This is a genomic window from Micromonospora sp. NPDC002389 (assembly GCF_040296095.1).
Classification (GTDB): domain Bacteria; phylum Actinomycetota; class Actinomycetes; order Mycobacteriales; family Micromonosporaceae; genus Micromonospora.
The window spans coordinates 458,780-482,719 of record NZ_JBEOWP010000005.1; the positions used below are offsets into that span (position 1 = coordinate 458,780).

Sequence of the window (23,940 nt, forward strand, 5' to 3'; positions counted from 1 at the left end):
TCCGGCGCGTCGGGCGGGAACCTAGCGTGGGACCGGTGTCGGACGGACACCGGCCGGGTACGACCTCGCCGGGAAGAGGAGGCCGACGTGGTCGCACGGGGTGACGGGCGCAGGGCCGGGGAGTCGACACTGCGGGGCGCCGGGCCGAGACAGACCTGGGCGGCCCTGCCCTGGCTGGTGCGTACGGCGGTGGTCTGGAGCGCCTGCCTGGTGGTGATCGCCGCCGGGCTCTATCTCTTGGCCCGGATCACGATGCTGGTCACCCCGCTGGCCATCGCGTTGGCCGCCACCTTCTTCCTGGCCGCGCTGCTCGATCCGGTTCAGCTCGCGCTGCGCCGGCTGCGACTGCCCGCCGCACTGGCCGCCCTGCTCACCGTCCTGCTCCTGCTCGGCGTCCTGTCCGGCGTGGGTGTGCTGGTCTGGAACATGACCGCGGGCCAGTTCAGCGAGCTGGGCGACGAGCTGCGGGAGGGCCTGGAACGCAGCCGCGACTTCGTCACCTCCACGCTGCCGGTCACCAACGAGCAGCTCGACGGCCTCGTCGAGCAGCTCCGCCAGGCGTTCAGCGAGCAGGAGGTCGACCCGGTCGCCAGCGCGCAGACGGTGGCCGAGGTGTTCGGCTCCATCCTGCTCGCCCTGGTGCTGCTCTTCTTCCTGCTCAAGGACGGCCGGTCGATGTGGCACTGGACGTTGCGTCGGGCGGGCGGGCCCAACCGGGAGATCGCCGCCGAGGCGGGTCGGGTCGGCTGGCGCACGCTCGGCTCGTACAGTCGGGGCACCATGCTGATCGCGGCGATCGACGCCATCGGCATCGGTCTGGCGCTGGTGCTGCTCGGTGTGCCGTTGGCCTTCCCGCTGGCATTGATCACGTTCTTCGGCGGCTTCGTCCCGATCATCGGCGCCACCGTGGCCGGGGCGGTCGCGGTGCTGGTGGCGCTGGCCGCCAACGGACCCACCACCGCCCTGCTCACCCTGGCCGCGGTGATCGCCGTCCAGCAGATCGAGGGCAACCTGCTCGAACCGCTGATCATGAAGCGGCAGGTCCGGCTGCACCCGGTGGTGATCCTGCTCGCGGTCACCGCCGGCACGCTCATCGCCGGCATCCCGGGTGCCTTCGTCGCGGTCCCGATCGCCGCCGTCGTCTGGCGGGTCATCGACAGCGTGCAGCAGCAGCGCACAAGCGCCGCAGCGAAGCGACGGTGGACGAGGATCATCCGGGGGCGTACGGCTCAGGCACGCGCCCGCAGGACGGTCCGCAAGGTCTGACCTCAGTTCGGCGCGGATACCGGGGTCGGCCGGGGATGCAGGTGGTCGCAGAACCAGCCGGCCGCCGCGTCGGCCACCTGTTCCAGCGTCCCGGGTTCGGCGAAGAGGTGCGTGGCACCGGGGACCACCCGCAGCTCGCTCGGCGCGGTCATCCGGTCCCGGGCCTGCTCGTTGAGCGTGATGACCTGCTCGTCGAGGCCACCGACGAGCAGCAGGGTGGCGGCGCGCACCTCGCCCAGGGCGGCTCCGGCCAGGTCGGGCCGCCCGCCCCGGGACACCACAGCGCGCACCACGTCAGGCCGCCGCGCCGCCGCGATCAGGGCGGCGGCGGCACCCGTACTGGCACCGAAGAGGCCGATCGGCACCGCACCGAAGGGCCGCTCGACGGCCAGCCAGTCCAGGGTCGCGACCAGCCGGTCGGCCAGCAGCCCGATGTCGAAACGAAGCTCGGCGGTGACCGCGTCCACCTCGTCCTCGGCCCGGGTGAGCAGGTCGACCAGCACGGTGCCGAGCCCGTCGGAGGTGAGCCGGTGGGCCACCGAGACGTTGCGGGGGCTGTGCCGGGAACTGCCGCTGCCGTGCGCGAACAACACCGCACCGGTCATTCCGTCCGGTGCCAGCAGGTCGGCCGACAGCTCCACCTCACCCGCCGGGATCGTCACCTCACCACCGCGTACGTCCATCTCGCCTCCCGGTCTCACGCATACCCCGCCCGGTGCACCGCACGCGCGTTTGTCGCCGGGGGCGGCGGGTAGCCGACGGGAGACCGCAGACGGACCGACGCCCGTGGCGTCGGCGAGCAGATCGCGAGGACCGTCATGGCGCAGCACCAGCGTGAGCCCGTGCAGAAGGCCGCCGACCGCGAGCGGCGCGAACAGGACACCCGGCGCGGACGGGACTGGGCGGACGAGGCGGCCCAGGCACGTGACGCCGACGATCCCCGGGCGAGGACGCCGCACGACGCCACCGGCCGCCCCTCCCAGGGCGAGCCGATCTGAGCGGCGTTGACCGACGGGCCGCTGACGAGCAGGTCGGCGGGCCGCTGACGAGCAGGTCGGCGGTCTGCCGGTCGAGCAAGTCGGCGGACCGCTGACGAGCAGGTCGGCGGGCCCTGTCGAGCTGACCGCGTCGACGGATCGGCGCGAGGGACTCAGGTGGGCGGCTCCGGGAGCCGCAGCAGCGGTGCCCGGCCCGGGGCCTGCTCAGGCGTCGGCAGGTCGTCGGCGGCCGGCGGGATCGGTACGGTGACCGACTCGTCGCAGGTGACGCGGATCGACGTGCCGTAGTGGCGGACCTCCATGACCGCGTCGTGGGCGGCGTGGTGCAGCGCGTACGTCGTCTCGTGCGGACGCACGTCGACCCGTAGCCGCATCCCGCACCACTGGAGCGAGAAGGCCAACCGGCTCAACCGGCTCGACAGGCGCGGCGCGAACGACGGCACCCCGTCGTGGTCCCGGAGTCCCCCGAAGCCGGCGACCAGCGCGATCCACGCCCCGGCGAGGGACGCCATGTGCACCCCGTCGCGGGTGTTCTCGTTCAGGTCGTGCAGGTCCATCAGCGCGGCCTCGCGCAGATAGCTGTGCGCCAACTCGGGATAGCCGACGTCGGCCGCCAGCACCGCCTGGGTGCAGGCGGAGAGCGAGGAGTCCCGGACGGTACGCCGCTCGTAGTAGAGGAAGTTGCGCAACTTCTCCTCGGATGTGAACGCGTCCCCGCGCCAGTGCATCGCCAACACCAGGTCGGCCTGCTTGACCACCTGCTTGCGGTAGAGGTCGAAGTACGGGTAGTGCAGCAGCAACGGGTACTTGTCCGACGGTGTGTCGACGAAGTCCCACTCCTGGAGCCGGGTGAAGCCCTCCACCTGTTGGTGCACGTCGATCTCGTCGTCGTACGGGATGTGCATGGCCGAGGCGGCGTCGCGCCAGGCGGCGGCCTCCTCGTCGGTGACACCGAGATGGAACGCCTCGTCGCGGTAGCGCATCGCCACCTCGGCGGCGGTCTGGAGGTTCCGCTGCGCCATCAGGTTCGTGTAGATGTTGTCGTTCTTCACCGCGGTGTACTCGTCCGGGCCGGTCACCCCGTCGATGTGGAACTGGCCGTTGCGGTCGTGGTGCCCGAGCGACCGCCACAGCCGCGCGGTCTCCACCAGCAGGGTCAGCCCGATCTCCCGCTCCAGTTGGCGGTCGCCGCTGACCAGCACGTAGCGCCGCAGCGCGTCGGCGATGCCAGCGGCGACGTGGAACGCGGCGGTGCCCGCCGGCCAGTAACCGGACGACTCCGACCCGCCGATGGTGCGCCAGGGGAAGGCCGCACCCTGGAGGTTGAGCGTCCGGGCCCGCTCGTGTGCCTGCTCCAGCGTGGAGAACCGCCAGTACAGCGCGTCCCGCACCGCTGCCGGATGGGTGTACGTGAGCACCGGTAGCACGAACATCTCGGTGTCCCAGAAAGCGTGCCCGTCGTACCCGGGGCCGGTGAGCCCCTTGGCGCTGATCGGCCGACGTTCCGCGCGGGCACCGGCCTGGAGCACGTGGAACAGCCCGAACCGGACCGCCTGCTGCACCTCCGGATCGCCCTCGACCTCCACGTCGGCGGCGTCCCAGAACTCGTCCAGGTATTCGCGCTGCTCGCGGACCAGCCCGTCCCAGCCGTCGAGCTTCGCGGCGGCGAGCGCGGCACCGACCTGGTCCCGCAGGGCCGGCAGCGACCGGCGGCTGGACCAGCCGTAGGTCAGGTACTTCACCACGCGGAGCGTCTGGCCCGGCTCCAGCACACAGCCGACGGTCGTGCGCACCCAGTCCTCGTACCCCTCGGACTCCACCGTGGTCCGTGCGGGCGAGCTGACCTCGTGCTCCATCGCGGCGGCGACCCGCAGGCCGGACACCTTGGTCCGGTGGATCAGCAGCCCACCGTCGGCGGTGGTCAGCTCCTCCTCGGCCTCCAACGGCGACTCCAGCACCGCGGCAACCCGGGGGTCGCGGCTCTGCGGCGGCAGCGTTTCGTTGGCCACCAGCTCGGACTGGACGATCAGCCGCAACGGTTGACCGTCGGCCACTTCCACCTCGTACCGGATGGCCGCGACCGAACGCTGCCGGAAGGAGACCAGCCGGGTGGTGTTCACCCGCACCTCGCGCCCGGCCGGCGAGCGCCAGTGCAGGGAGCGGTGCAACGTGCCGGCCCGCAGGTCGAGCACCCGCTCGTGGGCGAGCACCTCGCCGTACCGCACGTCGAGCGGCTCGTCGTCGACGAGCAGCCGGATCAGCTTGCCGTTGGTGACGTTGACGATCGTCTGACCGGACTCCGGAAAACCGAAACCCGCCTCCGCGTACGGCAGCGGGCGCAACTCGTAGAACGAGTTCAGGTACGTGCCGGGCAACCCGTGCGGCTCGCCCTCGTCCAGGTTGCCGCGCAGCCCGACGTGCCCGTTGGAGAGGGCGAAGACCGACTCGGACTGGGCGAGCACGTCCATGTCGAGCCGGGTCTCCCGCACGTGCCACGGCTCGACCGGGTACGCGCGCTCCCGGATCATTCGTGCCGTCCGGCGAGCAGGTCGGCGAGGTCGGCGACCACCACGTCGGCGCCGTGTTTCCGCAACTCGTCGGCCTGACCGGCCCGGTCCACCCCCACCACGAACCCGAACCCACCGGCCTTCCCGGCGGCGACACCGGCCAGCGCGTCCTCGAACACCACTGCGTTCGCAGGATCTACGCCGAGCAGCTTCGCCCCGGCGAGGAAGGTGTCCGGCTCCGGCTTGCCGCGCAGCCCCTCGGCCCGTGCGGTCAGCCCGTCCACCCGGGCCTCCAGCAGTGACTCCAGCCCGGCGACGGCCAGCACGTCCCGGCCGTTGGCGCTGGCGGTGACCACCGCTCGGCGCAGCCCCGCGTCGCGTACCGCCTTGAGGTACGCCACCGAGCCCGGATAGACGTCCACTCCGGCGCTGCGCATCCGTGCCAGCACCAGCTTGTTCTTGCGGTTCCCGAGGCCGTACACGGTCTGCGCGCCCGGCGGGTCCTCCGGCGTACCCTCCGGCAGCGTGATGCCCCGCGAGGCGAGGAACGTGCGTACGCCGTCCAGCCGGGGCCGCCCGTCGACGTACCGGTGGTAGTCCGGACCCGGATCGAACGGGCGGAAGGGCTCACCGGTGGTGGCCGCGTGCCGCCGCAGGAATTCGTCGAAGGTCTCGGTCCAGGCGACGTTGTGCAGCCGGGCGGTCTGCGTCAGCACACCGTCCAGGTCGAAGAGACAAGCGGTCACATGATCAGGCAGGCCGAGCACCGTACCAATCTATCCACGGTCACCGGCCCGCAAACGCACTTCGACCGACCCCGGCGCGCCGCCCGCTGCCGGCAACCGGCGCCCGAATGCTCCGATTGACCAGCTTCGTTCCCGCAATTCGCGCCTTGAGTTGCCGAAGGTGAGGCAGGCTCATACGTTCCTCGCAGCAAGCATCGTGAAACGAGTCATCACGGGGAGTCTCGTTGTCCAGCATTGTTTGCGGGCGCCCATGAAGGCGCTCGCCATCGTGTTCTTCACCCTCCTTGCGGCCGATGCGACGTGCCCGCTCGCCTCGTCGGGCCGATCTCGGATCGGCACTCCTGAGGTCACTGCCACCAGGGAGGAACGGCGATGACGAGTAGCGGCATCGCGTTGCTGTTACCGGTCGCCTTGGCGGCAGCGATCAACGTGGCCCTTCCCGTGCTCGCGGATGACGGCACCGTCGTCCGCACGGTCCCCTGGACCACACTGACGCTCCTGACTCTCGCCTCCGTGCTGATGGCCGTCACCGGCCGCGTCGCCCTGAAGAGGTCGCAATGAGACGGCGCCAACTCTGGGGCGCGGGGCTGATGCTGGCCGCGTTCGGCCTGATAGCCGGATGGATGCTGCTCACCGATTACTCCGGGACCGTGCGAAAGGCAGGATCGATACTGATCGTGTCCGGCCTGCTGATCGCAGGTGTCGGCCTGGCCCGACGCGGAAGAAGAGCCCGCTCCGACTCCACGCCAGCGGGCGCACCGCCCACGTGGCGCCTCTGGCCCGTGATCGTCGTGTCCATCGGCCATCCCCTCTGGATGGGCCTGGTGGCGGGAGCCCCCGTCATCGCGGTGGCGGCGCTCGTCGTGACGACGGCACCGAGACCGTCGAAGCGCGAGGAGGTCGACCGCCTCGGTTGACGCAACCAGATAGTTGCCATACCTTCTGTAGCAACCGGCTGGTTGCTACAGAAGGGGCGCGACGATGGGATTTCCCGACCGGATCGAACGCACCGTGCGGATAGCCCGCCCGGTGGACGACGTGTGGGCGGCGATCACCACCGCCGAAGGGCTCGGCACCTGGTTCGGTCAGCGCGCCGAGGTGGACCTGCGCGTCGGTGGCATCGCCACGGTCGCCTGGGACAGCGGCGAGCGGTCGCAGTTGCGGATCGAGCGACTCGAACCGAAGACGATCTTCGGCTACACCTGGCCCGTGCACGGCCTGCCCGCCGACGACCCGCGCCGCACGTACGTCGAGTTCACGCTGACCCCCGACGGCGACGGCACCAGTCTCACCGTGGTCGAGACCGGGTTCGCCCAGCTCGGCCCGGACGAACACGACGTGGCGTTCGCCGGCAACACCCGGGGCTGGGCGAGCGAGCTGGACGAGCTGGTCGCCTATCTCCATGACTGACCCCGCGTCCGAGGCCGTCGCGGAGGCCGTCTTCGTCGCCCTGGCCGACCCGAACCGACGCGCCATCCTCGCCGCCCTGGCCGAGGGCGGCCCGGCCACCGCCACCGACCTCGCCACCCGGCTGCCGATCACCCGGCAGGGGATCGCCAAGCACCTCGCCCTGCTCGCCGAGGCGGGCCTGGTGAGCGCCGAGCCGGGCGAACGCCGCCGCGTCCGGTACCGCCTGCGATCCGCGCCGATGCAGGTCGCCCAGCAGTTCCTGGCCGCCCTGGCCCGCGACTGGGACGGCCCGCTCGCCGCCCTCCGCACGCACCTCGAATGACACCGATCGAAGGACAGGACCCATGACCGAGCAGAGTTTCACCACGACGTTCGTGGTCGACCAGACCCCGATGCAGGTGTTCGACGCCGTCAACGACGTACGCGGCTGGTGGTCGACGGACATCGACGGGCCGACCGACGTCGCCGGTGCCGAGTTCTCCTACCACTACCAGGACATCCACCGGTGCCGGTTCAGGATCGTGGAGTTCGTGCCCGGCGAGACGGTCGAGTGGCTCTGCGTGGAGGGCTACTTCAACTTCACCGCCGACCCGCAGGAGTGGACCGACACCCGGATCCGCTTCGACATCACGCCGGAGGGCGACGGCACCCGGCTGCGCTTCACCCACGTGGGTCTGACCCGGCACCACGAGTGCTACGACGTCTGCGCGAACGCCTGGGGCGGCTACGTGGGCAGCAGCCTCAAGACCCTGATCGCCACCGGCAGCGGCGACCGCGACAACGAGGTACGCAACGCCGAGGCGTTGCAGCAGCGCCGCTGACCCTTCTCGCCAGTCCGGCCGCAGACCGTTCCGTCAGTCCGACCGCAGACCCTTCAGCCTGCGCTCGGCGCAGGCCCTTCGGCCGACGCCGAGCGCAGGCCATTCGGCCCGATACCGGACGCAGGGCCTTCCGTCAGTTCGGGCGCAGCGTCCAGACGACGGTCATCTCCGAGGTCGGCTTGCCCTCCTCGGTGACGATCTCCACGCGTACCGGGAACTCCGGTCGCTCGCCGGCCTCCAGCTCCGCGATCACCTCGGCCGGCGGGCGACCGAGCCGCGCCGTCGCCAGCACCGCACCCATGGCGAGCTTGCGGTACGCGATCTCGGCGCGCACCGCGAGCGGCGTGGCCCGGTCGAGCAGGTGACCGAACGCGGCCATCACCACCGCGCCGGAGGCGGTCTCGCCGAGCGTGAACACCGCCCCGGCGTGCGGCCCGCCGACGTGGTTGTGGGTGGCCGGCGAGTCGGGCAGCCGGACCACGGCCCGGACCGAGCCTTCCGCCTCCGGTGCCACCTCGACGAATTCGAAGCCGAGCGTACGGGCGAAGGGCACCGCCTGGAGCATGCCGGCGGCCACCTGCCGCGAGTCGATGGTCATAGTCGAACGCTACCGGTAAGTAACTTAACCGACAAGCCGGGACCGGTCAGCCCACGCTCCGCCCGCTCAACGCGTCTTGGCGAACTTCACGAAGGCTCGCCAGGTCTTGGGCGTGAAGGTGAGCACCGGTCCCTGCCGGTCCTTGCTGTCGCGCACCCCGACGACCTGCGCCAGGTTGTCGGCCACCTCCACGCAGTCGCCCTGGTTGCCACTGCTGCGGGTGCTCTTGCGCCAGATCGCACCGGTCAGGTCCATGCTTCCGCCGCCTCCGAGATCATCTTGAGGGTGGCCCCGTGGGGCAACGCCTCGGCCCGAACAGCCTCCCAGTTCTGCCGAAGGGAGTTTACGTCCACAGTGCGCTCCACGATGGTGCCGCGCATCTGGTTGTCGAGGTAGGCGATGTCGTCACCCTCCGGCGGGGTGGCGATCACGAAGGCACCGTTGAGCCCGGGGTAGGCGCCCACCCCCTTGGGCACGATGTGCAGGTGCACCTTGATCCGACGCCCCACCTCCACCATGTGTTGCAACTGCTCCCGCATCACCTTCGGCCCACCGACCGGGCGCTCCAGCACCGTGTGGTCGAGCACCGCCACCAGCAGCGGCGGATTGGGTCGGGCGAGCACCTTCTGCCGGGCGAGCCGGGCGGCCAGCGGCGCCTCGACCTGGTCGCCGAAGAGCTGACTCGCGCCCTCGTAGAGCGCGCGGGCGTACCCCTCGGTCTGGAGCAGGCCCGGCACCACCAACGGCTGGAAGCTGCACAGTGAGGTCGCCTCCTGCTCGATCGTGACCCACTCGCGGAACCACGGCATCAGGCTCTCCTTGAGGATCGCCTCCCGGACCCGGACCAGGAGCCCTTCGCCGTGCAGCACGTCGTCGCAGCGCACGGTGAACTCCTCCCGGGGAGCCCGGCGACACTGCTCGACCGAGGCGACGAGCGAGGCCGAGTAGCTGATCTGCTGGCCGAGCGCCTCCTGGGAGAGACCGGCCTTGGTCCGCAGGCGGCGTAACTCACCGGCGAACAGTTCCAACATGGGTAACCGATCCATCTGCACACCTCTGCACTTCGGTGACGGCCGGCTCGTACGGCCGGGCTGGTGGGGGGTGAATCCCTTCCGAAAGTAGTGGTGTCCTCACCAGACTGTCACGTAGAAAGTTCCCCGATTGCGGCAGATCGTGGGGATTTCTGTCGGGGCCCGTCCGCTCGTCCCCCGCTTGGACGGGCCCCGACCCAGGTCAGGCGCTCCGCCCGGAGCACAGCATCCGCGCAGAGGAGTTTTTGATGATCACTCACCAGTTGCCGCAACCGGGTGACGGGCCGACACCGGACCGGCCGCGTGCGTACCCGTTGCACGAGAAGCCGCACACCCCGCTGCGGCCGATGTGGTGTTGCCGGGCCTGCGGGCACCCGTGGCCGTGCGCCACCGCGCGCATCCTGCTGAAGACCGAGTACGGCCGCAACGAGATCGGCCTGTCGATCTACCTGTCGGGTCTCTTCTACGAGGCCACCCGGGACCTCTACCGCCTCAACCCCGACGACGGTCCCACGCCACGTGACCTGTTCACCCGCTTCGTCGCCTGGTCCCCCTACCGCCGCCCACTCGTCGAGCCGCGCTAGCGAGGTGTTAGCAGGGGACCCCTCCTATACCGGAGGCGTTAATAGGGGGCCCTTCCTTACATCAGCGCCAGCCGACGTCGATGCGGTCGCCTCGGTCGTCGAAGAAGTGCAGGGCGTCCATGCGGACCTTGACGCTGAGCGGGTGCCCCGCGGAGACCGCCGGATACGGCGCCAGCCGGACGGCCAACTCGGCCGGGCGGCGGTGGTGGCGGCCCGGATCGTTCAGGACGCTGGTGTTGGTGCCGCCGTTCGCGCCCTGCTCACCCTGATCGACCGCGACCCGACCGGTGAACCGTTGCATCATCTGGCCGAACCGGCGCAGGCCGCGCTGACCGAGCGGGACGTCGCCGTCGGCCGGGGCGCCGACCTCGTCGACCACGATCGCGGAGGCCCCGATGTCGAGGAAGGCCAGGGACTCGTGGCCGTGGTGTTCGAGGTAGCGGATCCGGCCCTGCAGCACGTCTCCGGAGGTGTCCGGCGCGACCGGGGTGAGCGCCTCCGCGCGCATGCCGACCACGATCCGCTCCCCGTGGTAGTGCGCCACGGCCCGGCTACGGATGTCGTTCCAGGGCAGATAGAGCGCCTGCTCGCCGAGGGTGAGGGTGATGTACCGGTCGAGGTGGACGTAGACCGACGCCTCCAGCAGGTTCATCCGGGGGCTGCCCAGGAACGCGGCCACATAGAGGGTGGCCGGGCGGCCGTACACCTGGGTGGGGGTGCCGACGTCCTGGAGGACGCCCTTGCGCATGATCGCGACCCGGTCGGCCATGGTCAGCGCCTCGGCCTGGTCGTGAGTCACGTACACGGTGGTGACGCCCAGCTCGCGGGTGAGGCCGGAGATCTCCGCACGCAGCTCGGCACGAAGCCCGCTGTCCAGGTTCGACAGTGGTTCGTCCATAAGGAACAGACCGGGCCGACGGACGATCGCCCGACCCATCGCGACCCGTTGCCGCTGCCCGCCGGAGAGCTGACCGGGGCGTCGGGCCAGCACGTCGCCGATGCCGAGGGCGCTGGCCACGTCGGTGACCCGCTCACCGCGCGGGGCCGGTTCGACGCCGGCCAGCTTGAGCGGGAAGGCGATGTTGTCGTTGACGCTCATGTGCGGATAGAGGGCGAAGTCCTGGAATACCATCGCGATCCGCCGTTCCCGAGGCGGCAGCTCGTTCGCCAGCTCGCCGTCGAGCATCACCGCGCCCGAGGTCGGTTCCTCCAGTCCGGCGATCATCCGCAGCACCGTGGATTTGCCACAGCCGGACGGCCCCAGCAACACCAGGAACTCGCCGTCGTTGACGTCGAGGTTGATGGTGTCGACAGCGACGGTGCCGTCCCGGAAGACCTTTGTCACATCCTTGAGCGCGACGGTTGTCACCGTCTCCTCCCCCAGCTCGTCGGCGAACCCGGAATGACTGTGGCCAGGATCATGCGGTGAGCACATCGGGTAAACGTGCCATGTTCGAATCGTGACAGACCTATTACGGTCCATCGAATGACGGCGATTGCACGGAAAGAGGAACTCAGTCGGCCGTCTCGCCCAGGAAGACCCGTCGGGCCACCCGCTCGGCGGCGTGCCCGTCCTCCAGCGAGCAGAAGCGTTCCCGGAACGCGGCTCGCGCCCGGTCGGCCTCCGGCGTCTCCAGCGCGCCGGAGCGGAACACGTCGAGCAGGTCCGGAAAGGTGCGCGCCACCGCACCGGGCGCCTCGGCGGTGACGTCGAAGTAGACCCCCCGGGTCAACCGGTACGCGTCCCAGTCGGGCGCGTAGACGACGATCGGCCGGTCCAGGACGGCGTAGTCGAACATCGCCGACGAGTAGTCGGTGACCAGCACGTCCGCCGCGAGATAGAGGTCCTCGACCCGGGGATGGTCGCTGACGTCGACGATCCGGGCCCGGCTGCTCGGGCCGGGCGTCCGGCGGTCCCGGTCGTGGAAGTAGTGGCTGCGCATCAGCAGCAGGCCGGTCGGGCCGAGCGCGTCGAGGAACCGCTCCGGGTCGAACGGTGGTCGGTAGCCGGGCAGGTGCTCGCGGTGCGTCGGGGCGTACAGCACCACCCGCTCGCCGAGGCCGGCGCCCAGCTCCGCGCGCAGCCGCAGGACCTCCTCGGCGGTCGCGGTCACCAACCGGTCGTTGCGCGGATAACCCACCTCCAGAGTGGTGTACGCGGCCGGATAGGCCCGCTCCCACATCTGAGTGGAGAAGCTGTTGGCGCTGACCGAGAAGTCCCACCGGTCCACCCGACGCAGCAGCCCGGCGAAGTCCATGCCGGTCGCGCCCAGCGGGTACCGCTGCTGGTCCAGCCCCATCACCTTGACCGGGGTGCCGTGGTGGGTCTGCACGTGCACCGTGCCCGGCCGCTTGCGGACCGAGTCCGGGAAGTTGACGTTGTTGATCAGCCACCGGGCCCGGGCCAGCACCCGGTGGTACGCGGGCGTACCGGCCACCACGTACTCGACCCCGTCGGGCAGGGTGTGCACCCGGTCCGGCCGGACGATCCACACGCCGCGCACGTGCGGCGCCAGCCGCCGCGCCGCCTCGTACACGGCGGCCGGGTTGCAGGCGTACCCGCGATACCAGTACGCCGCGTACACGGCCAGGTTCTCGTCGACCGGCCGACGGCGCTCGACCCGCTGGTACTCGCCCAGCGCGACGTCCCGGGCCAGGCGTACCCCCTGACGGGCCGGCGGGCCCAGGCGGTGTCGAGCCCGGCGGGCGACCCGACGGGCCGTCTCACCGACGCGGCCGGTGGCCCGCAGCGCGCTGAACGTCTGCCACCGACCGGCCGCGACCAGCCGGTGCTTGAGTCCTTCGATCCCGTCCGGAACCCGATGACCGCCGGGCGGGCGGAAGCGGGCGTGTTCGATCGTGATCCGGGCGAAGAAGGTCGGCCGCAGCTCCGCCGGAATCCGCTCGTCGGTGCCGAGCACGGTCAGGTAGTGCCACATCATCCGGGCGAACACCGCCGACCGCAGTTCCTCGGCGCCGAACCGGTCCAGTTCCCGGAACACCCGGTGCCACTGGCGGAACACCTCGAAGTGCCGCTCGCCCTGGGTCTTCGTGATCGCCCCGGCCCGCCGCTGCCGGTAGTTGACGCAGACCACGTCGAGCACGCCGATCCGGTCGGCGGCCAGCAGCGCCGGATAGCTGAACGACACGTCCTCGTACCAGCCGGGGGCGAAGCGCAGCCCGGCGTCGACGAGGAACTGCCGACGCAGCAGCCGATTCCAGGCCGTGTGCAGCAGCTCCAGCGTCTCCGGTCGCTCGGCCAGCCGGAACGTCTCCGGCCCCGGCGGCTCCGGGAAGACCTCCGGCATCGCGCTGGCGCTGACCCGGTCGTCCCAGTACGTGCGGACGTGGTCGACCAGCAGCACGTCGGGGCGGGTCTCGCGGAGCCGGGCGGCCACCTCGACCAGGCAGCCCGGCGCGAGCCAGTCGTCACCGTCGACGAACCAGACGTACTCGCCAACGGCCAGGTCCAGCCCGACGTTGCGGGCCGGACCGAGCCCGACGTTGCCCTCCAGCCGGACCGCCCGGACCCGGCCGTCGCGGGCGGCGTACTCGTCGAGGATGTCGCCGACCGCGTCCGGAGAGCAGTCGTCGATCCCGATCACCTCGATGTCGGCGATCGGCTGGCCGAGGATCGAGTCCAGGCACTCCCGCAGGTAGCCCTGCACGCGGAAGGCCGGGACGACGAAGCTGATCAGCGTCATCGTCCCGGCCTCCCGTCAGAGCGTCGCGCCTTGTCGCGTACCCGCCGGCGCCCGGGTGGGACGGCTCGGCCGGACGAACCAGGCCAGCACCACACTTGCCACGAAGAGCACCAGAAGGTAGATACCGAGTGTAGCCAGACCAATACTCACGATTCCGGCGATCGCCGTCAGCGCCAGCAGCACCGACCGCCCCTCCCAGCCCAGCGTGGCCGCGTGCAGCGGCGGGGCCGGTTGCCGCTTCTCCAGCCGGGCGACCAGGTCGTAGTGGTGCAGGGTGAGCACGAAGACGTACCCGAAGATCAGCCACGCGGGCGCGCCGCCGATCACACCGACCGCGACGGCGAACAGGAACTCGGCGGCCCGCAACGCGGCCGGCACCAGCCAGTCCAACGGCCCGTTGTGCGCCGCCCCGGTCCCCGCCGCAGCGGCCAGCAGCACCAACAGCACCACCGGCACCGCCGCCCAGCGCAGCCAGGCCGCCGGATCGCCGCCGTCACCCAGCAGCGTCACCAGCACCAACCCCGCCGCAGCCAGCGCCGCGACCACCGCGAGGACCAACGGCCCCGGCCGGCGCAGCACCGGCAGCCGGGTGGCCAGCGGGCCGTCGTCGCGGTGCAGGGTCGCATCGACCGTGTCCAGCACCGGCACCCACATCCAGCGGGCCCGCAGGGTACGCAACGCACCGGTGTAGCCGAACGCCAGCACTCCCCAGGTCAGCACCGCGAACAGGGCGACCCGCTGGTCGAACAGCGCGGCGGCGAGCGCGATCAGCGCCCAGCGTTCCCCGATCGGGAAGACCACCGTGCGCTTGAGCCAGTACGACAGCGACCCCGAGTCGGCCTGCACCCGGTTGGACGCGGCGTTCAGCCGGTCACCGATGCCGCCTCCCCCGGTGCCCTCCGCCTTCGGTCGACGGGCCGCCTCGTCGTGCAGCACGCCGTACCACGCGTCGGTCATGTGCCGCACCGTCTGGAGGGTCATCGCGGCGATGGCCAACGCCCAGCCGTACCGGAACCCGGCCGCCGTGGCACCCCACCCGAGACCCGCGTAGACCAGGTACTCCTTGGCCCGGTCGGCCATGGTGTCCAGCCAGCCGCCCCAGGCGCTGAAGTTGCGCGTGTAGCGGGCGAGCTGACCGTCCACACAGTCGAGCACGAACCCGAGATAGAGCAGGACCGCACCGCCGACCAGCGCCGGCCGGCCACCGGTGGCGAACAACGCGGCGGCGGCGACCGCGAAGGCCACCGAGATCATGGTGACCGCCGTCGGGCTCAGCCCCAACCGGGCGCAGACCTTGGTGACCTGCGGCGACCAGGTGCTGACGAAGTACGTGGTGAAGAAGTCGTCCTTCTCCTTCACCGAGAGCCGCAACTCGGCCCGGTCCTCGTCGACGGCGGCCACCGCCGCCTCGGCAGCGGCCAGCCCGGTCGGGTCGTCGACCCGGTGCGCGACCAGCAGGCGTACCCGCTGGGCGAAGACCAGCGTCCCCTGGCCGGCGAGGCCCGTGAAGACCTGGTCCACCGCCGGGCCCGGGGCCTGCCGGTCGGTGCCGGCCGCGCGGGCGGCGACGACGAGCGCCGGTACGTCGTCCCGACCGACCCGCACCGCGCCCCCGAAGACGCCGGTGGCCTCGCCGTCGAGCCGTTCGACCGGACCGGCGTCGACCACCTGGCCGCGCTCCTCGCGGACCACCGTCCGGCCACCGCCGGGCGGGTCGGTGAGCACCAGCGCCACGGTCGGTCCGACCGGGCTGGTCACCAGATGCCGCAGTACGGCGGTGTGCGCCACCAGGTCCGCGCCGCTGAGCACCACCGGGCCGCCCGCCGTGGCCGCCAGGTCCGCCACCTCGTCCAGGGTCGCGGCGAACCGCACGTCGGCCACCCCGGCCCGGCGCCACTGCTCGGCCAGCCGGTCCGTCAGGGCGCCGCCCGGCACCGCACCCGTCGGCAGGCTCGCGGCCGGCGAACCGGCGGCGAGCACGATCGCGAGGGTCACCGGGGAACCGCGTCGTGGTACGCGGCCAGCGCCTCGGCGATGGTGCCGTCGACGCTCAACCGGCCGCCGTCGAGGAAAAGCCCTCGACGACAGAACCGGGTCAGGTCCTTTTCGTTGTGTGAGACCAGCACCAGAGTGCGCCCCTCCCCGAGCAGACGATCGATGGTCGTGTAGCACTTGTCGCGGAACTCGGCGTCGCCCACCGCCGTCACCTCGTCCATCAACAGGATGGGGTGCGGCAGGTGAGAGATGATCGCAAACCCGAGCCGGACCTTCATCCCGGACGAGTAGTGCCGTACCGAGGTGTCGATGGCACCTTCCACCTGCTCGCCCGCGAACGAGACGATCTCGTCGAAGTGCCGCTTCAGGTACTTCGACGACAGCCCGTGCAGGCCACCCACCAGGTACAGGTTCTCCCGACCGGTCAGGTCGTTGGAGAAGCCGGCGGAGAGTTCCAGCAGCGGCGCGACGTCGCCCCGGACCCGGATCCGCCCCTCGTCGGGGATCAGCACCCCGGCGATCAGGCGCAGCAGGGTGCTCTTGCCGGTGCCGTTGCGGCCGATCACCCCGAGCGTCTCGCCGGGCGCGACCGAGAAGGAGACGTCCCGCAGCGGCCAGAAGCGGCCGTCGGAGGCGCCGCGCGTACCCCGGTGGATGAACAGCTCGCGCAGCCGCAACTGCCGGCGGCGGTTGCGGACGAACCGGATGCCGAGGCCCTCCGCCTCGATGATCGCGTCGGCCATCAGAGTTCCTTGAGCACGGCGGGTTCGAGCCGACGGAACGTCCACCAGCCGACCACCAGGACCAGCAGGCTGATGCCGACGGTGGTGGCGAGCATCCGGGCGTCCGGGAACTCGTCCGGATACCAGACCGCGTGGTGGAGCTGGAAGATCCCGACCAACGGGTTGAGTTCGTAGCCCGACTTGAGCCAGCCGGGCAGGCCGGAGTCGCGGACCAGGCTCAGTGGATAGATGATCGGCGTGGCATAGAACAGCACCCGGATGATCAGACGCATGAACCGCTCCACGTCGCGCATCAGCACGTTCGCCGCCGACAGCAGCAGCGCCAACCCGACCAGCAGGGTGGCCTGCACCAGCACTGCCAGCGGCAGGGCGAGCAACGACCAACCCGGGTCGATCCGGTCGTCGGCCGCGTACCAGATCGCGATGGCGCCGAGGATCGGCAGGCCGGCGGCGTACTCGGCGAAACGCCCGGTGACCCGACCGATCGGGAAGACCTGCCGGGGCACGTTCATCGTGGTGATCAACCGGGACTGACCGGTCAGCGCGTTGGTCGCCTCGCTCAACGCCGAGCTGGTCCACATCCAGGCGAAGATCCCGGTGATCAGGAACAGCGGGTACGACCCGGCGGCCTCGCCGAGGTGCCGATTGGTGTCCCGGGAGTACAGGACGCCGAAGACGAACCAATAGATCGCCCCCATGCCCAGCGGCTCGATCAGCGACCAGAGATACCCCAGCACGGACTGCTGGTACTTGACCGCGAGATCACGTCGGACCAGGATGCGCAGCGAATTGCGGTGCGACCACAACGCCCCCACGCCAGAGGTCACCGCCGTCTCCCGCCTGCTGAACGGACGACAGGTTAGCAGCCGGTGAATGTCATCCGCTCAGCACTCGATCACGTTGACCGCGAGGCCCCCGCGCGCCGTCTCCTTGTATTTGACCTTCATGTCGGCACCGGTCTCACGCATGGTCTTGATGACCTTGTCGAGCGACACGGCATGCACCCCGTCACCGCGCAACGCGAGCCGGGCGGCGGTGATCGCCTTGATGCTAGCCACCGCGTTGCGCTCGATGCACGGGATCTGCACCAGGCCCCCGACCGGGTCGCAGGTCAACCCGAGGTTGTGCTCCATGCCGATCTCCGCGGCGTTCTCCACCTGGGCCGGCGTACCGCCCAGCGCCTCGGCCAACCCGGCGGCGGCCATCGAACACGCCGAACCGACCTCGCCCTGGCAGCCCACCTCGGCCCCGGAGATCGACGCGTTCTCCTTGAACAGCACCCCGATCGCCCCGGCCGCCAGCAGGAACCGCAGCACCCCCTCGTCGGAGGCCCCCGGCACGAACCGGGTGTAGTAGTGCAACACCGCCGGGATGATCCCCGCCGCACCGTTGGTCGGCGCGGTCACCACCCGGCCGCCGGCCGCGTTCTCCTCGTTGACCGCCAGGGCGAACAGCGTCACCCAGTCCATCACGTGCAGCGGATCCCCGTCCGGCACCACCGTGTCGGTCTCCAGGCTGCGGCGCAGCTCGGCCGCGCGGCGGCGCACCTGCAACCCGCCCGGCAGCGTGCCGTCCCGGGAACAGCCGCGCTCCACGCACTCGCGCATCACCCGCCAGATGTCCAGCAGACCGGCCCGTACGTCCGACTCGGCCCGCCAGGACACCTCGTTGGCGAGCATCACCTCGCTGATCGACAGGCCGGTCGAGGAGGTCACGTCGAGCAGTTGCGCGCCGGTCAGGAAGGGATACCGCACCGTCGTGGCGTCCGGCTTGATCCGGTCCGCGCCGGCCGCCGCCTCGTCCACCACGAACCCGCCGCCGACCGAGTAGTAGGTCCGCGTCCTGACCTCGGCTCCGCTCGCGTCGAAGGCCGCGAAGATCATCCCGTTCGGGTGGTACGGCAACGACCGCCGCCGGTGCAACGTGAGATCCCGGTCCGGGTCGAACTCGATCTCGTGCGTGTCGAGCAGCGCCAGGCGGCCCTCCGCCCGGATCCGGGCCACCCGCGCGTCGACGCTGTCGGTGTCGACCGTCTCCGGCGCTGCACCGCCCAGCCCGAGCAGCACCGCCCGATCACTGCCGTGCCCGTGGCCGGTGGCACCGAGCGACCCGAACAGTTCCGCCCGTACCCGGACCACGTCCGCGAGCAGCCCGTCGGCCTTGAGCCCCGCGACGAACGTACGCGCCGCCCGCATCGGTCCCACCGTGTGCGAGCTGGACGGCCCGATGCCCACACTGAAAAGGTCGAACACACTGATCATGACTGCACTTCCTCGCCCTGCCCCGGGATCACCGGTCAGCGGCCCGCCGAAAGAGGTGGCCGCCCCCATCCGGACGCGGCCCGTCATACGCCCTGGTGAGAGCGCCCAACCCGCCGACCCTACCCCGCCCCACCCACACCCCGCCCCACCCGCCCTCACCGCCCCCGCCGCCCTACCCCACCCCCGCCCGCCCCGCCGCCCCCGCCCCGCACCGCCCGCGCGATCATGGACTTGTGGTCGAGGTTTCGGCCGAGTATGCACCTTTTGCGCCTACCACGACTCCATGATCGACGGGCCCTCGACACGGCGGCGGTTACCACCACGGGTCCATGATCGACGGGTCCTCACCACGGCGGCAGCTCCCACCACGAGTCCATGATCGGCGAGCCCCAGCCACGACTCCTTGATCGACGGACCCCGCCGCGGCGGTGGCGCCCACCGCGACTTCTCGATCGACGCCCGGGGTCGGGGTTGCTCGGGGATGGGTGGCTCGGTGGGGACGCGGGTAAGTACCTACGGGTGCGCGCGGTGAGGTTCGTTCTCGCGGGCGAGGGCGCGGGGGCCATCCGCTCCTAGCGTTGATGACATGGAGCGGCGGATCGCCGCAGAGGGGAAGTACCACCATGAGTCGCAAACTGGTCCGGCCCCGGCAGGGGCGCATGTTCGCCGGAGTCTGCGCCGGTCTGGCCCAGCGCTTCGGCACCTCCGCCGGGCTCATCCGGCTGCTGTTCCTGCTGTCGCTGCTGCTGCCCGGCACTCAGGTCGTCATCTACCTGGCACTCTGGATCATCATGCCCAACGAGGACCGCTACCTCGTCGCAGGCCACTGACCGGTCCGTCCTCCGCACGCGAGGCCACCCGGTCACCGGAGGTGCCGTCGCGCAGGCTGCCACCCAGGCCAACGACACCCCACCAAGGCCACCCGGACCGCCGGCTCACGTCGGCGGTCCTCGGCTTTCCGCACCACCGAACTCAGGCCCAGGCCACGCAACTTCAATGATATTGCTGCCTCACGCCGCTCTGGAGGCAGCAACAACCATGAAGTTGCTGCTTCGATCCACGCCCGAAGAAGGCGCCGCCCCGCCAGAAGGCATCCGGCGGGGCGGGGCAGTGCAGGGGCGGGGCAGTGCAGGGGCAGGGCAGTGCAGGGGCAGTGCGGCGGGTCAGGGTGCGGTATAGGTGATGGTGACCTGCTCGAAGCCGAGCGAACCGAGCAGGCCGGTCAGCATCTTGCGGGTGTTCTCCTCAGCACGGGCGTTCAGGCCGCTGTCCCGGGCGGCGGCGGTGATCCGGTCCTCGGCGAGCTGGTAGACCTGCTGCTGCCGGTTCGGGTCGCCGCCGATCAGGTCGCCGACGCGGTTGAGCAGCCCGCGCTCCTCCGCGAAGACGTAGCTCTTGTCGAGGTCGAGGTTGGTCTCGGCGAGCTGCGGTGCGGGCAGTTTGACCTCGACGGACTTGCCGTCGGCGGACTGCACGATCGCGCCTTCGCTGAGGGCACCGAAGTCCACGTACGCCTCGACGCTGCCGGACCCGACGAACAGGGTGCGCTGGTTGAGCAGCCAGTCCGGCACGTTGCGCCGGTCGTTCTCCAGGTCGACCACGACCTGGAAGTTGCCCTCGGCGGCCACGTAGCGGCTGAGGTCCTGCATCGACTCCAGCAGCGCGGGCTGGGTGCGGTCGGTCTGCTCCTTGCTGAACGGGTTGCGGAACTCCGGCAGGATGCCGGTGGTCTGCACGCCGAGCAGCACCACCACCCCCATCGCCGCAGCGCCGAGCACCCAGAGCAGGGCCCTCGCGGCACCACCACCGCCGCCCGGTGGCACCGGCGGGGCGTCCGGCCGGTCCGTGCTCTCGTCGCCGGCCTGGTAGTCGGCAAACGTGCTGGTGGGCTCGTTGATGTCGCTGTCGCGTGCCATCGCCCTCACCGTCCTTGTCAGACGCGTTGTCTGTTGATGACGGTAAGCCCCCGGTACGACAGCCGCTCGTCGAGTCGCCCGAACGTGTGTTTCCGCAGGTCAGAGGCGTGAAAGATCAGGTGAACGCGGAGACGCCGGTGAGCCGCTGCCCGATCACCAACTGGTGGATCTCGGAGGTGCCCTCGTACGTCAGGACGCTCTCCAGGTTGTTGGCGTGCCGCATCACGGGGTAGTCGCCGGAGACGCCGTTCGCACCGAGGATGGTGCGACACTCACGGGCGATGGCCAGCGCCTCCCGGACGTTGTTGAGTTTGCCCACGCTGACCTGCTCGGGGCGCAACCGGCCAGCGTCGGCGAGCCGGCCGAGGTGCAGCGCCAGCAGGTAACCCTTGTGCCACTCGACCGCCATGTCGGCGAGCTTGGCCTGGGTGAGCTGGAAGCCGGCCAGCGGGCGACCGAACTGGGTGCGGGTGGTCGAGTACGTCAGGGCGGTCTCCAGGCAGTCCCGGGCCGCGCCGAGCGCACCCCAGACGATGCCGTGCCGGGCCTCGGTCAGGCAGCTCAGCGGGGCCTTCAACCCGACGGCCTCGGGCAGCCGGGCGTCCGCCGGCAGCCGGACGTCGTCGAGCGCGATCTCCCCGGTCACCGAGGCGCGCAGGGACATCTTCCGGCCGATCTCGCGCGCCGTGACCCCCGGCGTGTCCATGGGTACGGCGAAGCCGCGTACGCCCTCGTCGGTGCGCGCCCAGATCACCGCGACGTCGGCGATCGGGGCGTTGGTGATCCACATCTTGGTGCCGTGCAGGATCCAGTCGTCACCGTCACGGCGGGCCCGGGTGGTCATCGATCCCGGGTCGGAGCCGTGGTCCGGCTCGGTCAGCCCGAAACAGCCGATCGCCTCGCCGGCCGCCATCGCCGGTAGCCAGCGCTGCTTCTGCTCGTCGCTGCCGTAGCGCCAGATGGCGTACATGGCCAGCGAACCCTGCACCGAGACCAGGGAGCGGACGCCGGAGTCGCCGGCCTCCAACTCCAGGCAGGCCAGCCCGTACGCGACGGCCGTCGAGCCGGCACAGCCGTACCCGGTCAGGTGCATGCCGAGCAGGCCGAGCGCGCCGAACTCGCGGGCAAGTTCGCGGGCCGGCACCTCACCGGCCTCGTACCAGCCAGCGACGTGCGGGCGTACCCGCTCGTCCACCACCCGGCGCACGACGGCGCGGATCTGCCGCTCCTCCTCGGTCAGCGACGAATCCAGGTCGAGCAGGTCCACGCCCACCACCTTAACGAAGGCTCAGCAGGAGGTGTCGGGTCACTCGATCGCTTCGGCGAGCACGAACACCCGGGCGTGGATCTGGTTGCGCTGTTGCAGGGCGGCGCGCAACGCGCGGTGCAGGCCGTCCTCCAGGTAGAGGCCGCCGTTCCACTGCACCACGTGCGGGAACAGGTCACCGTAGAAGGTGGAGTCCTCGGCGAGCAGCTTGTCCAGCGCCAGCTCCCGCTTGGTGGTGATGAGCTGGTCCAGCCGCAGCGGCCGGGGCGGGATCTCCGCCCACTGCTTGAGGGTCAGATTGTGTTCCGGGTAGGGACGCCCGTCCCGGACCGCTCTGAAGATCACGACGGCACGCTCCTCCCCCTGGTCGGGCCGAGCCACGACGCCGGGCCGGGCCGGGTCGCGGCAGGGCGCCGCACACCGCGGCGCCCGTGACCGTGCCAGCGTAGCCGCAGCACGCACCCCACGTTCTGCTCCTTGTTGCCAGTTTCGCTACCGGTCGTCCGGTTCGGCACCAGACAAACCTCTGGTTTCGGTCAGCTCCACCGGCCCCGGCGGACGACCTCGTCGACCGGACGACGCCCCCGACGCAGTGACGGTGACCGGTGGTCGGGGGCACGGTAACCGATCGTGAGCGCCCCGATCGGGTGGTACGCCTCAGGCACGCCGAACGCCTCCCGGTAGGACGCCAACCGCTGCGGCGGGATGCCGAAGAAGCACGAACCGAGCCCCTCGTCCACGGCGGTCAGCATCATCAGCAACGCGGCGAACCCGGTGTCGACGTACCAGTACGGCACCGGCCACCGGTCCGTCGACCGGTCCTCCCAGCCCTTGTCCGACTCGGCGTACCGTTCGAGGTAGACGGAGCGGTTCGCGTGCGGCACCACGATCAGCGGAGCCCGCCGCATCCCGGTCAGCCAGCGTCCCGTACCGCCGTCCTCCGGGGTGCTGGCCGCCCAGAACCGCTCCCGGTCCGCCGGCTCCTCCAGCACCAGGAAACCCCAGCCCTGCGAGAAGCCGGCCGACGGCGCGCGGACCGCGTGGTCCAGCAGCCGGTCCACGACCTCCGGCGGGACCGGACGGTCCGGGTCGTAGTTGCGCACCATGCGGCGTCGCCGGACGACCTCTGCGAACTCCACGTCGCTCCTCCTCGCCGGCTCAGTTGCCCGGCCGGACACCCCAGTCGCCGCGCCAGGTGTCGCCCGGCGCCAGCGTGATCAGATCCCGGCCGGAACGGAAGGCGTCCGGCGGGCAGGTCATCGGCTCCACCGCCACCGACCGGCGGAAACGCTCCCCGGTCAGCGTGTCACCGGTGTACACCTGCCACCAACCGAACTGGGCGTCGGCCCAGATCGTCAGGCCGTGCGACCGGTCCGGTGCGGTGAGCGTCACCGCGGAGCCGCCGTCGGCGTCCCGGATCACCTGCCCGAAGGCCAGGTCCAGCACCGCGTCGCCGATCCGGCGCGGCTCGGTGTAGTCGTACTCGGTGCCGGCGACCTTGGCCACGCCGACCGGCAGTAGCCGCCCGTCCAGCAGCAGCCGGGTCTCCCCCGGCACCCGCATCACCACGTCGTCCACCGCCACCCCGGGCAGTCGCAGGTACGGGTGCACGGAGAAGCCGAACGGCACCGATTCCACGCCGACGTTGGTCACCTCGTGCGCGGCCCGCAACCCGTCGGGCCCCACACTCCACCGGGTACGCAGCCGCAGCGGCCACGGGTAGCCCGGCTGCGCCGGCATGTCGAGCCCGACGACGACCTCGTCCGGCCGTTGCTCGATCAGCTCCCAGCGGGCCCAGTTGACCAGGCCGTGGATGGCGTTGTGCCGCTCCGGCTCGGTCAGGTGGAGCTGGTACGACTGCCCGTCGAAGGGGTACACGCCGTCGCGGATCCGGTTCGGCCAGGGAGCCAACACCTGTCCGGCCGAGCCGGGGCACAACTCGTCGGCGGCGTACCCGTCGAGGTGCTCCACCCCGTCCTGCCGGTAGGAGCGGACCCCGCCGCCCACCTCGACGATGACCGCCTCGTGACCGGCGGCGGAAATGGTCCACTGTGCCCCGGACAGGGGACGGGGCTCACTGCTGCTCATGTCGC

At 71.0% G+C, this 23,940-nt stretch carries 26 protein-coding genes; 9 read left to right on the plus strand and 17 right to left on the minus strand.

Features of this window, described 5'->3' with window-relative positions:
* The first annotated feature begins 87 nt into the window (after positions 1–87).
* Entirely contained in the window at positions 88–1,266 is a 1,179-nt protein-coding gene (locus ABT008_RS12860; RefSeq protein WP_350696116.1) for an AI-2E family transporter, read from the plus strand.
* Positions 1,267–1,268: 2 nt separating this feature from the next.
* Here ABT008_RS12860 and ABT008_RS12865 read toward each other — a convergent pair whose 3' ends face one another.
* Positions 1,269–1,949, minus strand: a complete 681-nt coding sequence (locus ABT008_RS12865; RefSeq protein WP_350696117.1) for a dienelactone hydrolase family protein — start codon at positions 1,947–1,949, stop codon at positions 1,269–1,271.
* A gap of 135 nt (positions 1,950–2,084) precedes the next feature.
* Between ABT008_RS12865 and ABT008_RS12870 the strand changes: the two genes are divergently transcribed.
* Positions 2,085–2,264, plus strand: coding sequence for a hypothetical protein (locus tag ABT008_RS12870; RefSeq protein ID WP_350696119.1), 180 nt, complete (start codon positions 2,085–2,087; stop codon positions 2,262–2,264).
* Positions 2,265–2,416: 152 nt separating this feature from the next.
* Here ABT008_RS12870 and ABT008_RS12875 read toward each other — a convergent pair whose 3' ends face one another.
* Positions 2,417–4,792 carry a glycoside hydrolase family 65 protein gene (locus tag ABT008_RS12875; RefSeq protein ID WP_350696121.1) on the minus strand — a complete coding sequence of 792 codons (2,376 nt, stop codon included), beginning with the start codon at positions 4,790–4,792 and terminating at the stop codon, positions 2,417–2,419.
* Positions 4,789–5,538 carry a beta-phosphoglucomutase family hydrolase gene (locus ABT008_RS12880; RefSeq protein WP_350696123.1) on the minus strand — a complete coding sequence of 250 codons (750 nt, stop codon included), beginning with the start codon at positions 5,536–5,538 and terminating at the stop codon, positions 4,789–4,791. Before ABT008_RS12880 ends, ABT008_RS12875 begins: the two co-directional genes overlap by 4 nt.
* A 351-nt stretch (positions 5,539–5,889) precedes the next feature.
* On the opposite strand from ABT008_RS12880, the gene ABT008_RS12885 reads away from it, so the two are divergent.
* The 5 genes from ABT008_RS12885 (at position 5,890) to ABT008_RS12905 (ending at position 7,748) form a co-directional block, all read left to right on the plus strand.
* Complete coding sequence (locus tag ABT008_RS12885; protein ID WP_350696124.1) at positions 5,890–6,078, plus strand: hypothetical protein; 189 nt, start codon at positions 5,890–5,892, stop codon at positions 6,076–6,078.
* A 29-nt stretch (positions 6,079–6,107) separates the two neighbouring features.
* Entirely contained in the window at positions 6,108–6,434 is a 327-nt protein-coding gene (locus ABT008_RS12890) for a hypothetical protein (protein WP_350696126.1), read from the plus strand.
* A gap of 64 nt (positions 6,435–6,498) precedes the next feature.
* A complete protein-coding gene (locus tag ABT008_RS12895) occupies positions 6,499–6,927 on the plus strand; it encodes an SRPBCC domain-containing protein (protein WP_350696128.1) in 429 nt (142 codons plus the stop codon).
* Entirely contained in the window at positions 6,920–7,249 is a 330-nt protein-coding gene (locus ABT008_RS12900; protein WP_350696130.1) for an ArsR/SmtB family transcription factor, read from the plus strand. Before ABT008_RS12895 ends, ABT008_RS12900 begins: the two co-directional genes overlap by 8 nt.
* A 22-nt stretch (positions 7,250–7,271) precedes the next feature.
* Positions 7,272–7,748, plus strand: coding sequence for an SRPBCC family protein (locus ABT008_RS12905; RefSeq protein WP_350696132.1), 477 nt, complete (start codon positions 7,272–7,274; stop codon positions 7,746–7,748).
* Positions 7,749–7,881: 133 nt separating this feature from the next.
* On the opposite strand, the gene ABT008_RS12910 is transcribed toward ABT008_RS12905, so the two are convergent.
* The 3 genes from ABT008_RS12910 to ABT008_RS12920 all read right to left on the minus strand — a co-directional run bounded on the left by ABT008_RS12910 (position 7,882) and on the right by ABT008_RS12920 (position 9,392).
* Complete coding sequence (locus tag ABT008_RS12910) at positions 7,882–8,346, minus strand: DUF4442 domain-containing protein (protein WP_350696134.1); 465 nt, start codon at positions 8,344–8,346, stop codon at positions 7,882–7,884.
* A 66-nt stretch (positions 8,347–8,412) separates the two neighbouring features.
* Positions 8,413–8,601 carry a DUF397 domain-containing protein gene (locus tag ABT008_RS12915; protein ID WP_350696136.1) on the minus strand — a complete coding sequence of 63 codons (189 nt, stop codon included), beginning with the start codon at positions 8,599–8,601 and terminating at the stop codon, positions 8,413–8,415.
* A complete protein-coding gene (locus ABT008_RS12920; RefSeq protein ID WP_350696138.1) occupies positions 8,592–9,392 on the minus strand; it encodes a helix-turn-helix domain-containing protein in 801 nt (266 codons plus the stop codon). The genes ABT008_RS12915 and ABT008_RS12920 overlap by 10 nt, the downstream gene beginning before the upstream one ends.
* Positions 9,393–9,625: 233 nt before the next feature.
* Between ABT008_RS12920 and ABT008_RS12925 the strand changes: the two genes are divergently transcribed.
* Positions 9,626–9,961, plus strand: a complete 336-nt coding sequence (locus tag ABT008_RS12925; protein WP_350696139.1) for a hypothetical protein — start codon at positions 9,626–9,628, stop codon at positions 9,959–9,961.
* A gap of 61 nt (positions 9,962–10,022) precedes the next feature.
* Here ABT008_RS12925 and ABT008_RS12930 read toward each other — a convergent pair whose 3' ends face one another.
* The 6 genes from ABT008_RS12930 to ABT008_RS12955 all read right to left on the minus strand — a co-directional run bounded on the left by ABT008_RS12930 (position 10,023) and on the right by ABT008_RS12955 (position 18,664).
* On the minus strand, positions 10,023–11,330 hold the full coding sequence (locus tag ABT008_RS12930; RefSeq protein WP_350696140.1) for an ABC transporter ATP-binding protein: 1,308 nt from the start codon (positions 11,328–11,330) through the stop codon (positions 10,023–10,025).
* A gap of 145 nt (positions 11,331–11,475) precedes the next feature.
* A complete protein-coding gene (locus ABT008_RS12935) occupies positions 11,476–13,665 on the minus strand; it encodes a bifunctional glycosyltransferase/CDP-glycerol:glycerophosphate glycerophosphotransferase (RefSeq protein WP_350696141.1) in 2,190 nt (729 codons plus the stop codon).
* Between the two features lie 15 nt (positions 13,666–13,680).
* Positions 13,681–15,660, minus strand: coding sequence for a DUF5941 domain-containing protein (locus ABT008_RS12940; protein ID WP_502890414.1), 1,980 nt, complete (start codon positions 15,658–15,660; stop codon positions 13,681–13,683).
* On the minus strand, positions 15,657–16,403 hold the full coding sequence (locus ABT008_RS12945) for an ABC transporter ATP-binding protein (protein WP_350696143.1): 747 nt from the start codon (positions 16,401–16,403) through the stop codon (positions 15,657–15,659). Before ABT008_RS12945 ends, ABT008_RS12940 begins: the two co-directional genes overlap by 4 nt.
* Positions 16,403–17,230 (minus strand): ABC transporter permease, encoded by an 828-nt coding sequence (locus tag ABT008_RS12950; RefSeq protein WP_350696145.1) that lies wholly within the window; start codon positions 17,228–17,230, stop codon positions 16,403–16,405. Before ABT008_RS12950 ends, ABT008_RS12945 begins: the two co-directional genes overlap by 1 nt.
* Positions 17,231–17,287: 57 nt before the next feature.
* Entirely contained in the window at positions 17,288–18,664 is a 1,377-nt protein-coding gene (locus ABT008_RS12955; protein WP_350696147.1) for an L-serine ammonia-lyase, read from the minus strand.
* 623 nt (positions 18,665–19,287) lie between these two features.
* Here ABT008_RS12955 and ABT008_RS12960 point away from each other — a divergent pair.
* Positions 19,288–19,494 carry a PspC domain-containing protein gene (locus ABT008_RS12960; RefSeq protein ID WP_117230305.1) on the plus strand — a complete coding sequence of 69 codons (207 nt, stop codon included), beginning with the start codon at positions 19,288–19,290 and terminating at the stop codon, positions 19,492–19,494.
* A gap of 333 nt (positions 19,495–19,827) precedes the next feature.
* On the opposite strand, the gene ABT008_RS12965 is transcribed toward ABT008_RS12960, so the two are convergent.
* The 5 genes from ABT008_RS12965 to ABT008_RS12985 form a co-directional block, all read right to left on the minus strand.
* Positions 19,828–20,580 (minus strand): DUF4230 domain-containing protein, encoded by a 753-nt coding sequence (locus tag ABT008_RS12965; RefSeq protein ID WP_350696149.1) that lies wholly within the window; start codon positions 20,578–20,580, stop codon positions 19,828–19,830.
* 115 nt (positions 20,581–20,695) lie between these two features.
* On the minus strand, positions 20,696–21,856 hold the full coding sequence (locus ABT008_RS12970; protein WP_350696151.1) for an acyl-CoA dehydrogenase family protein: 1,161 nt from the start codon (positions 21,854–21,856) through the stop codon (positions 20,696–20,698).
* Between the two features lie 30 nt (positions 21,857–21,886).
* Positions 21,887–22,192: a type II toxin-antitoxin system VapB family antitoxin gene (locus ABT008_RS12975; protein ID WP_350696152.1), complete on the minus strand. Its 306-nt coding sequence runs from the start codon at positions 22,190–22,192 to the stop codon at positions 21,887–21,889.
* A 191-nt stretch (positions 22,193–22,383) separates the two neighbouring features.
* Positions 22,384–22,986 carry a nitroreductase family protein gene (locus tag ABT008_RS12980; protein WP_350696154.1) on the minus strand — a complete coding sequence of 201 codons (603 nt, stop codon included), beginning with the start codon at positions 22,984–22,986 and terminating at the stop codon, positions 22,384–22,386.
* A 19-nt stretch (positions 22,987–23,005) separates the two neighbouring features.
* Positions 23,006–23,935 (minus strand): aldose 1-epimerase family protein, encoded by a 930-nt coding sequence (locus ABT008_RS12985; RefSeq protein ID WP_350696156.1) that lies wholly within the window; start codon positions 23,933–23,935, stop codon positions 23,006–23,008.
* Positions 23,936–23,940 lie beyond the last annotated feature (5 nt).

What these genes read in the sequence shown, in the direction of transcription:
- ABT008_RS12955 (WP_350696147.1), bottom strand. Translation starts at nt 18,664, where the DNA reads ATGATCAGTGTGTTCGACCTTTTCAGTGTGGGCATCGGGCCGTCCAGC.
- ABT008_RS12870 (WP_350696119.1), top strand. Translation starts at nt 2,085, where the DNA reads ATGGCGCAGCACCAGCGTGAGCCCGTGCAGAAGGCCGCCGACCGCGAG.
- ABT008_RS12865 (WP_350696117.1), bottom strand. Translation starts at nt 1,949, where the DNA reads ATGGACGTACGCGGTGGTGAGGTGACGATCCCGGCGGGTGAGGTGGAG.
- ABT008_RS12960 (WP_117230305.1), top strand. Translation starts at nt 19,288, where the DNA reads ATGAGTCGCAAACTGGTCCGGCCCCGGCAGGGGCGCATGTTCGCCGGA.
- ABT008_RS12895 (WP_350696128.1), top strand. Translation starts at nt 6,499, where the DNA reads ATGGGATTTCCCGACCGGATCGAACGCACCGTGCGGATAGCCCGCCCG.
- ABT008_RS12945 (WP_350696143.1), bottom strand. Translation starts at nt 16,403, where the DNA reads ATGGCCGACGCGATCATCGAGGCGGAGGGCCTCGGCATCCGGTTCGTC.
- ABT008_RS12910 (WP_350696134.1), bottom strand. Translation starts at nt 8,346, where the DNA reads ATGACCATCGACTCGCGGCAGGTGGCCGCCGGCATGCTCCAGGCGGTG.
- ABT008_RS12905 (WP_350696132.1), top strand. Translation starts at nt 7,272, where the DNA reads ATGACCGAGCAGAGTTTCACCACGACGTTCGTGGTCGACCAGACCCCG.
- ABT008_RS12915 (WP_350696136.1), bottom strand. Translation starts at nt 8,601, where the DNA reads ATGGACCTGACCGGTGCGATCTGGCGCAAGAGCACCCGCAGCAGTGGC.
- ABT008_RS12900 (WP_350696130.1), top strand. Translation starts at nt 6,920, where the DNA reads ATGACTGACCCCGCGTCCGAGGCCGTCGCGGAGGCCGTCTTCGTCGCC.
- ABT008_RS12985 (WP_350696156.1), bottom strand. Translation starts at nt 23,935, where the DNA reads ATGAGCAGCAGTGAGCCCCGTCCCCTGTCCGGGGCACAGTGGACCATT.
- ABT008_RS12925 (WP_350696139.1), top strand. Translation starts at nt 9,626, where the DNA reads ATGATCACTCACCAGTTGCCGCAACCGGGTGACGGGCCGACACCGGAC.
- ABT008_RS12890 (WP_350696126.1), top strand. Translation starts at nt 6,108, where the DNA reads ATGCTGGCCGCGTTCGGCCTGATAGCCGGATGGATGCTGCTCACCGAT.
- ABT008_RS12965 (WP_350696149.1), bottom strand. Translation starts at nt 20,580, where the DNA reads ATGGCACGCGACAGCGACATCAACGAGCCCACCAGCACGTTTGCCGAC.
- ABT008_RS12920 (WP_350696138.1), bottom strand. Translation starts at nt 9,392, where the DNA reads ATGGATCGGTTACCCATGTTGGAACTGTTCGCCGGTGAGTTACGCCGC.
- ABT008_RS12875 (WP_350696121.1), bottom strand. Translation starts at nt 4,792, where the DNA reads ATGATCCGGGAGCGCGCGTACCCGGTCGAGCCGTGGCACGTGCGGGAG.
- ABT008_RS12885 (WP_350696124.1), top strand. Translation starts at nt 5,890, where the DNA reads ATGACGAGTAGCGGCATCGCGTTGCTGTTACCGGTCGCCTTGGCGGCA.
- ABT008_RS12935 (WP_350696141.1), bottom strand. Translation starts at nt 13,665, where the DNA reads ATGACGCTGATCAGCTTCGTCGTCCCGGCCTTCCGCGTGCAGGGCTAC.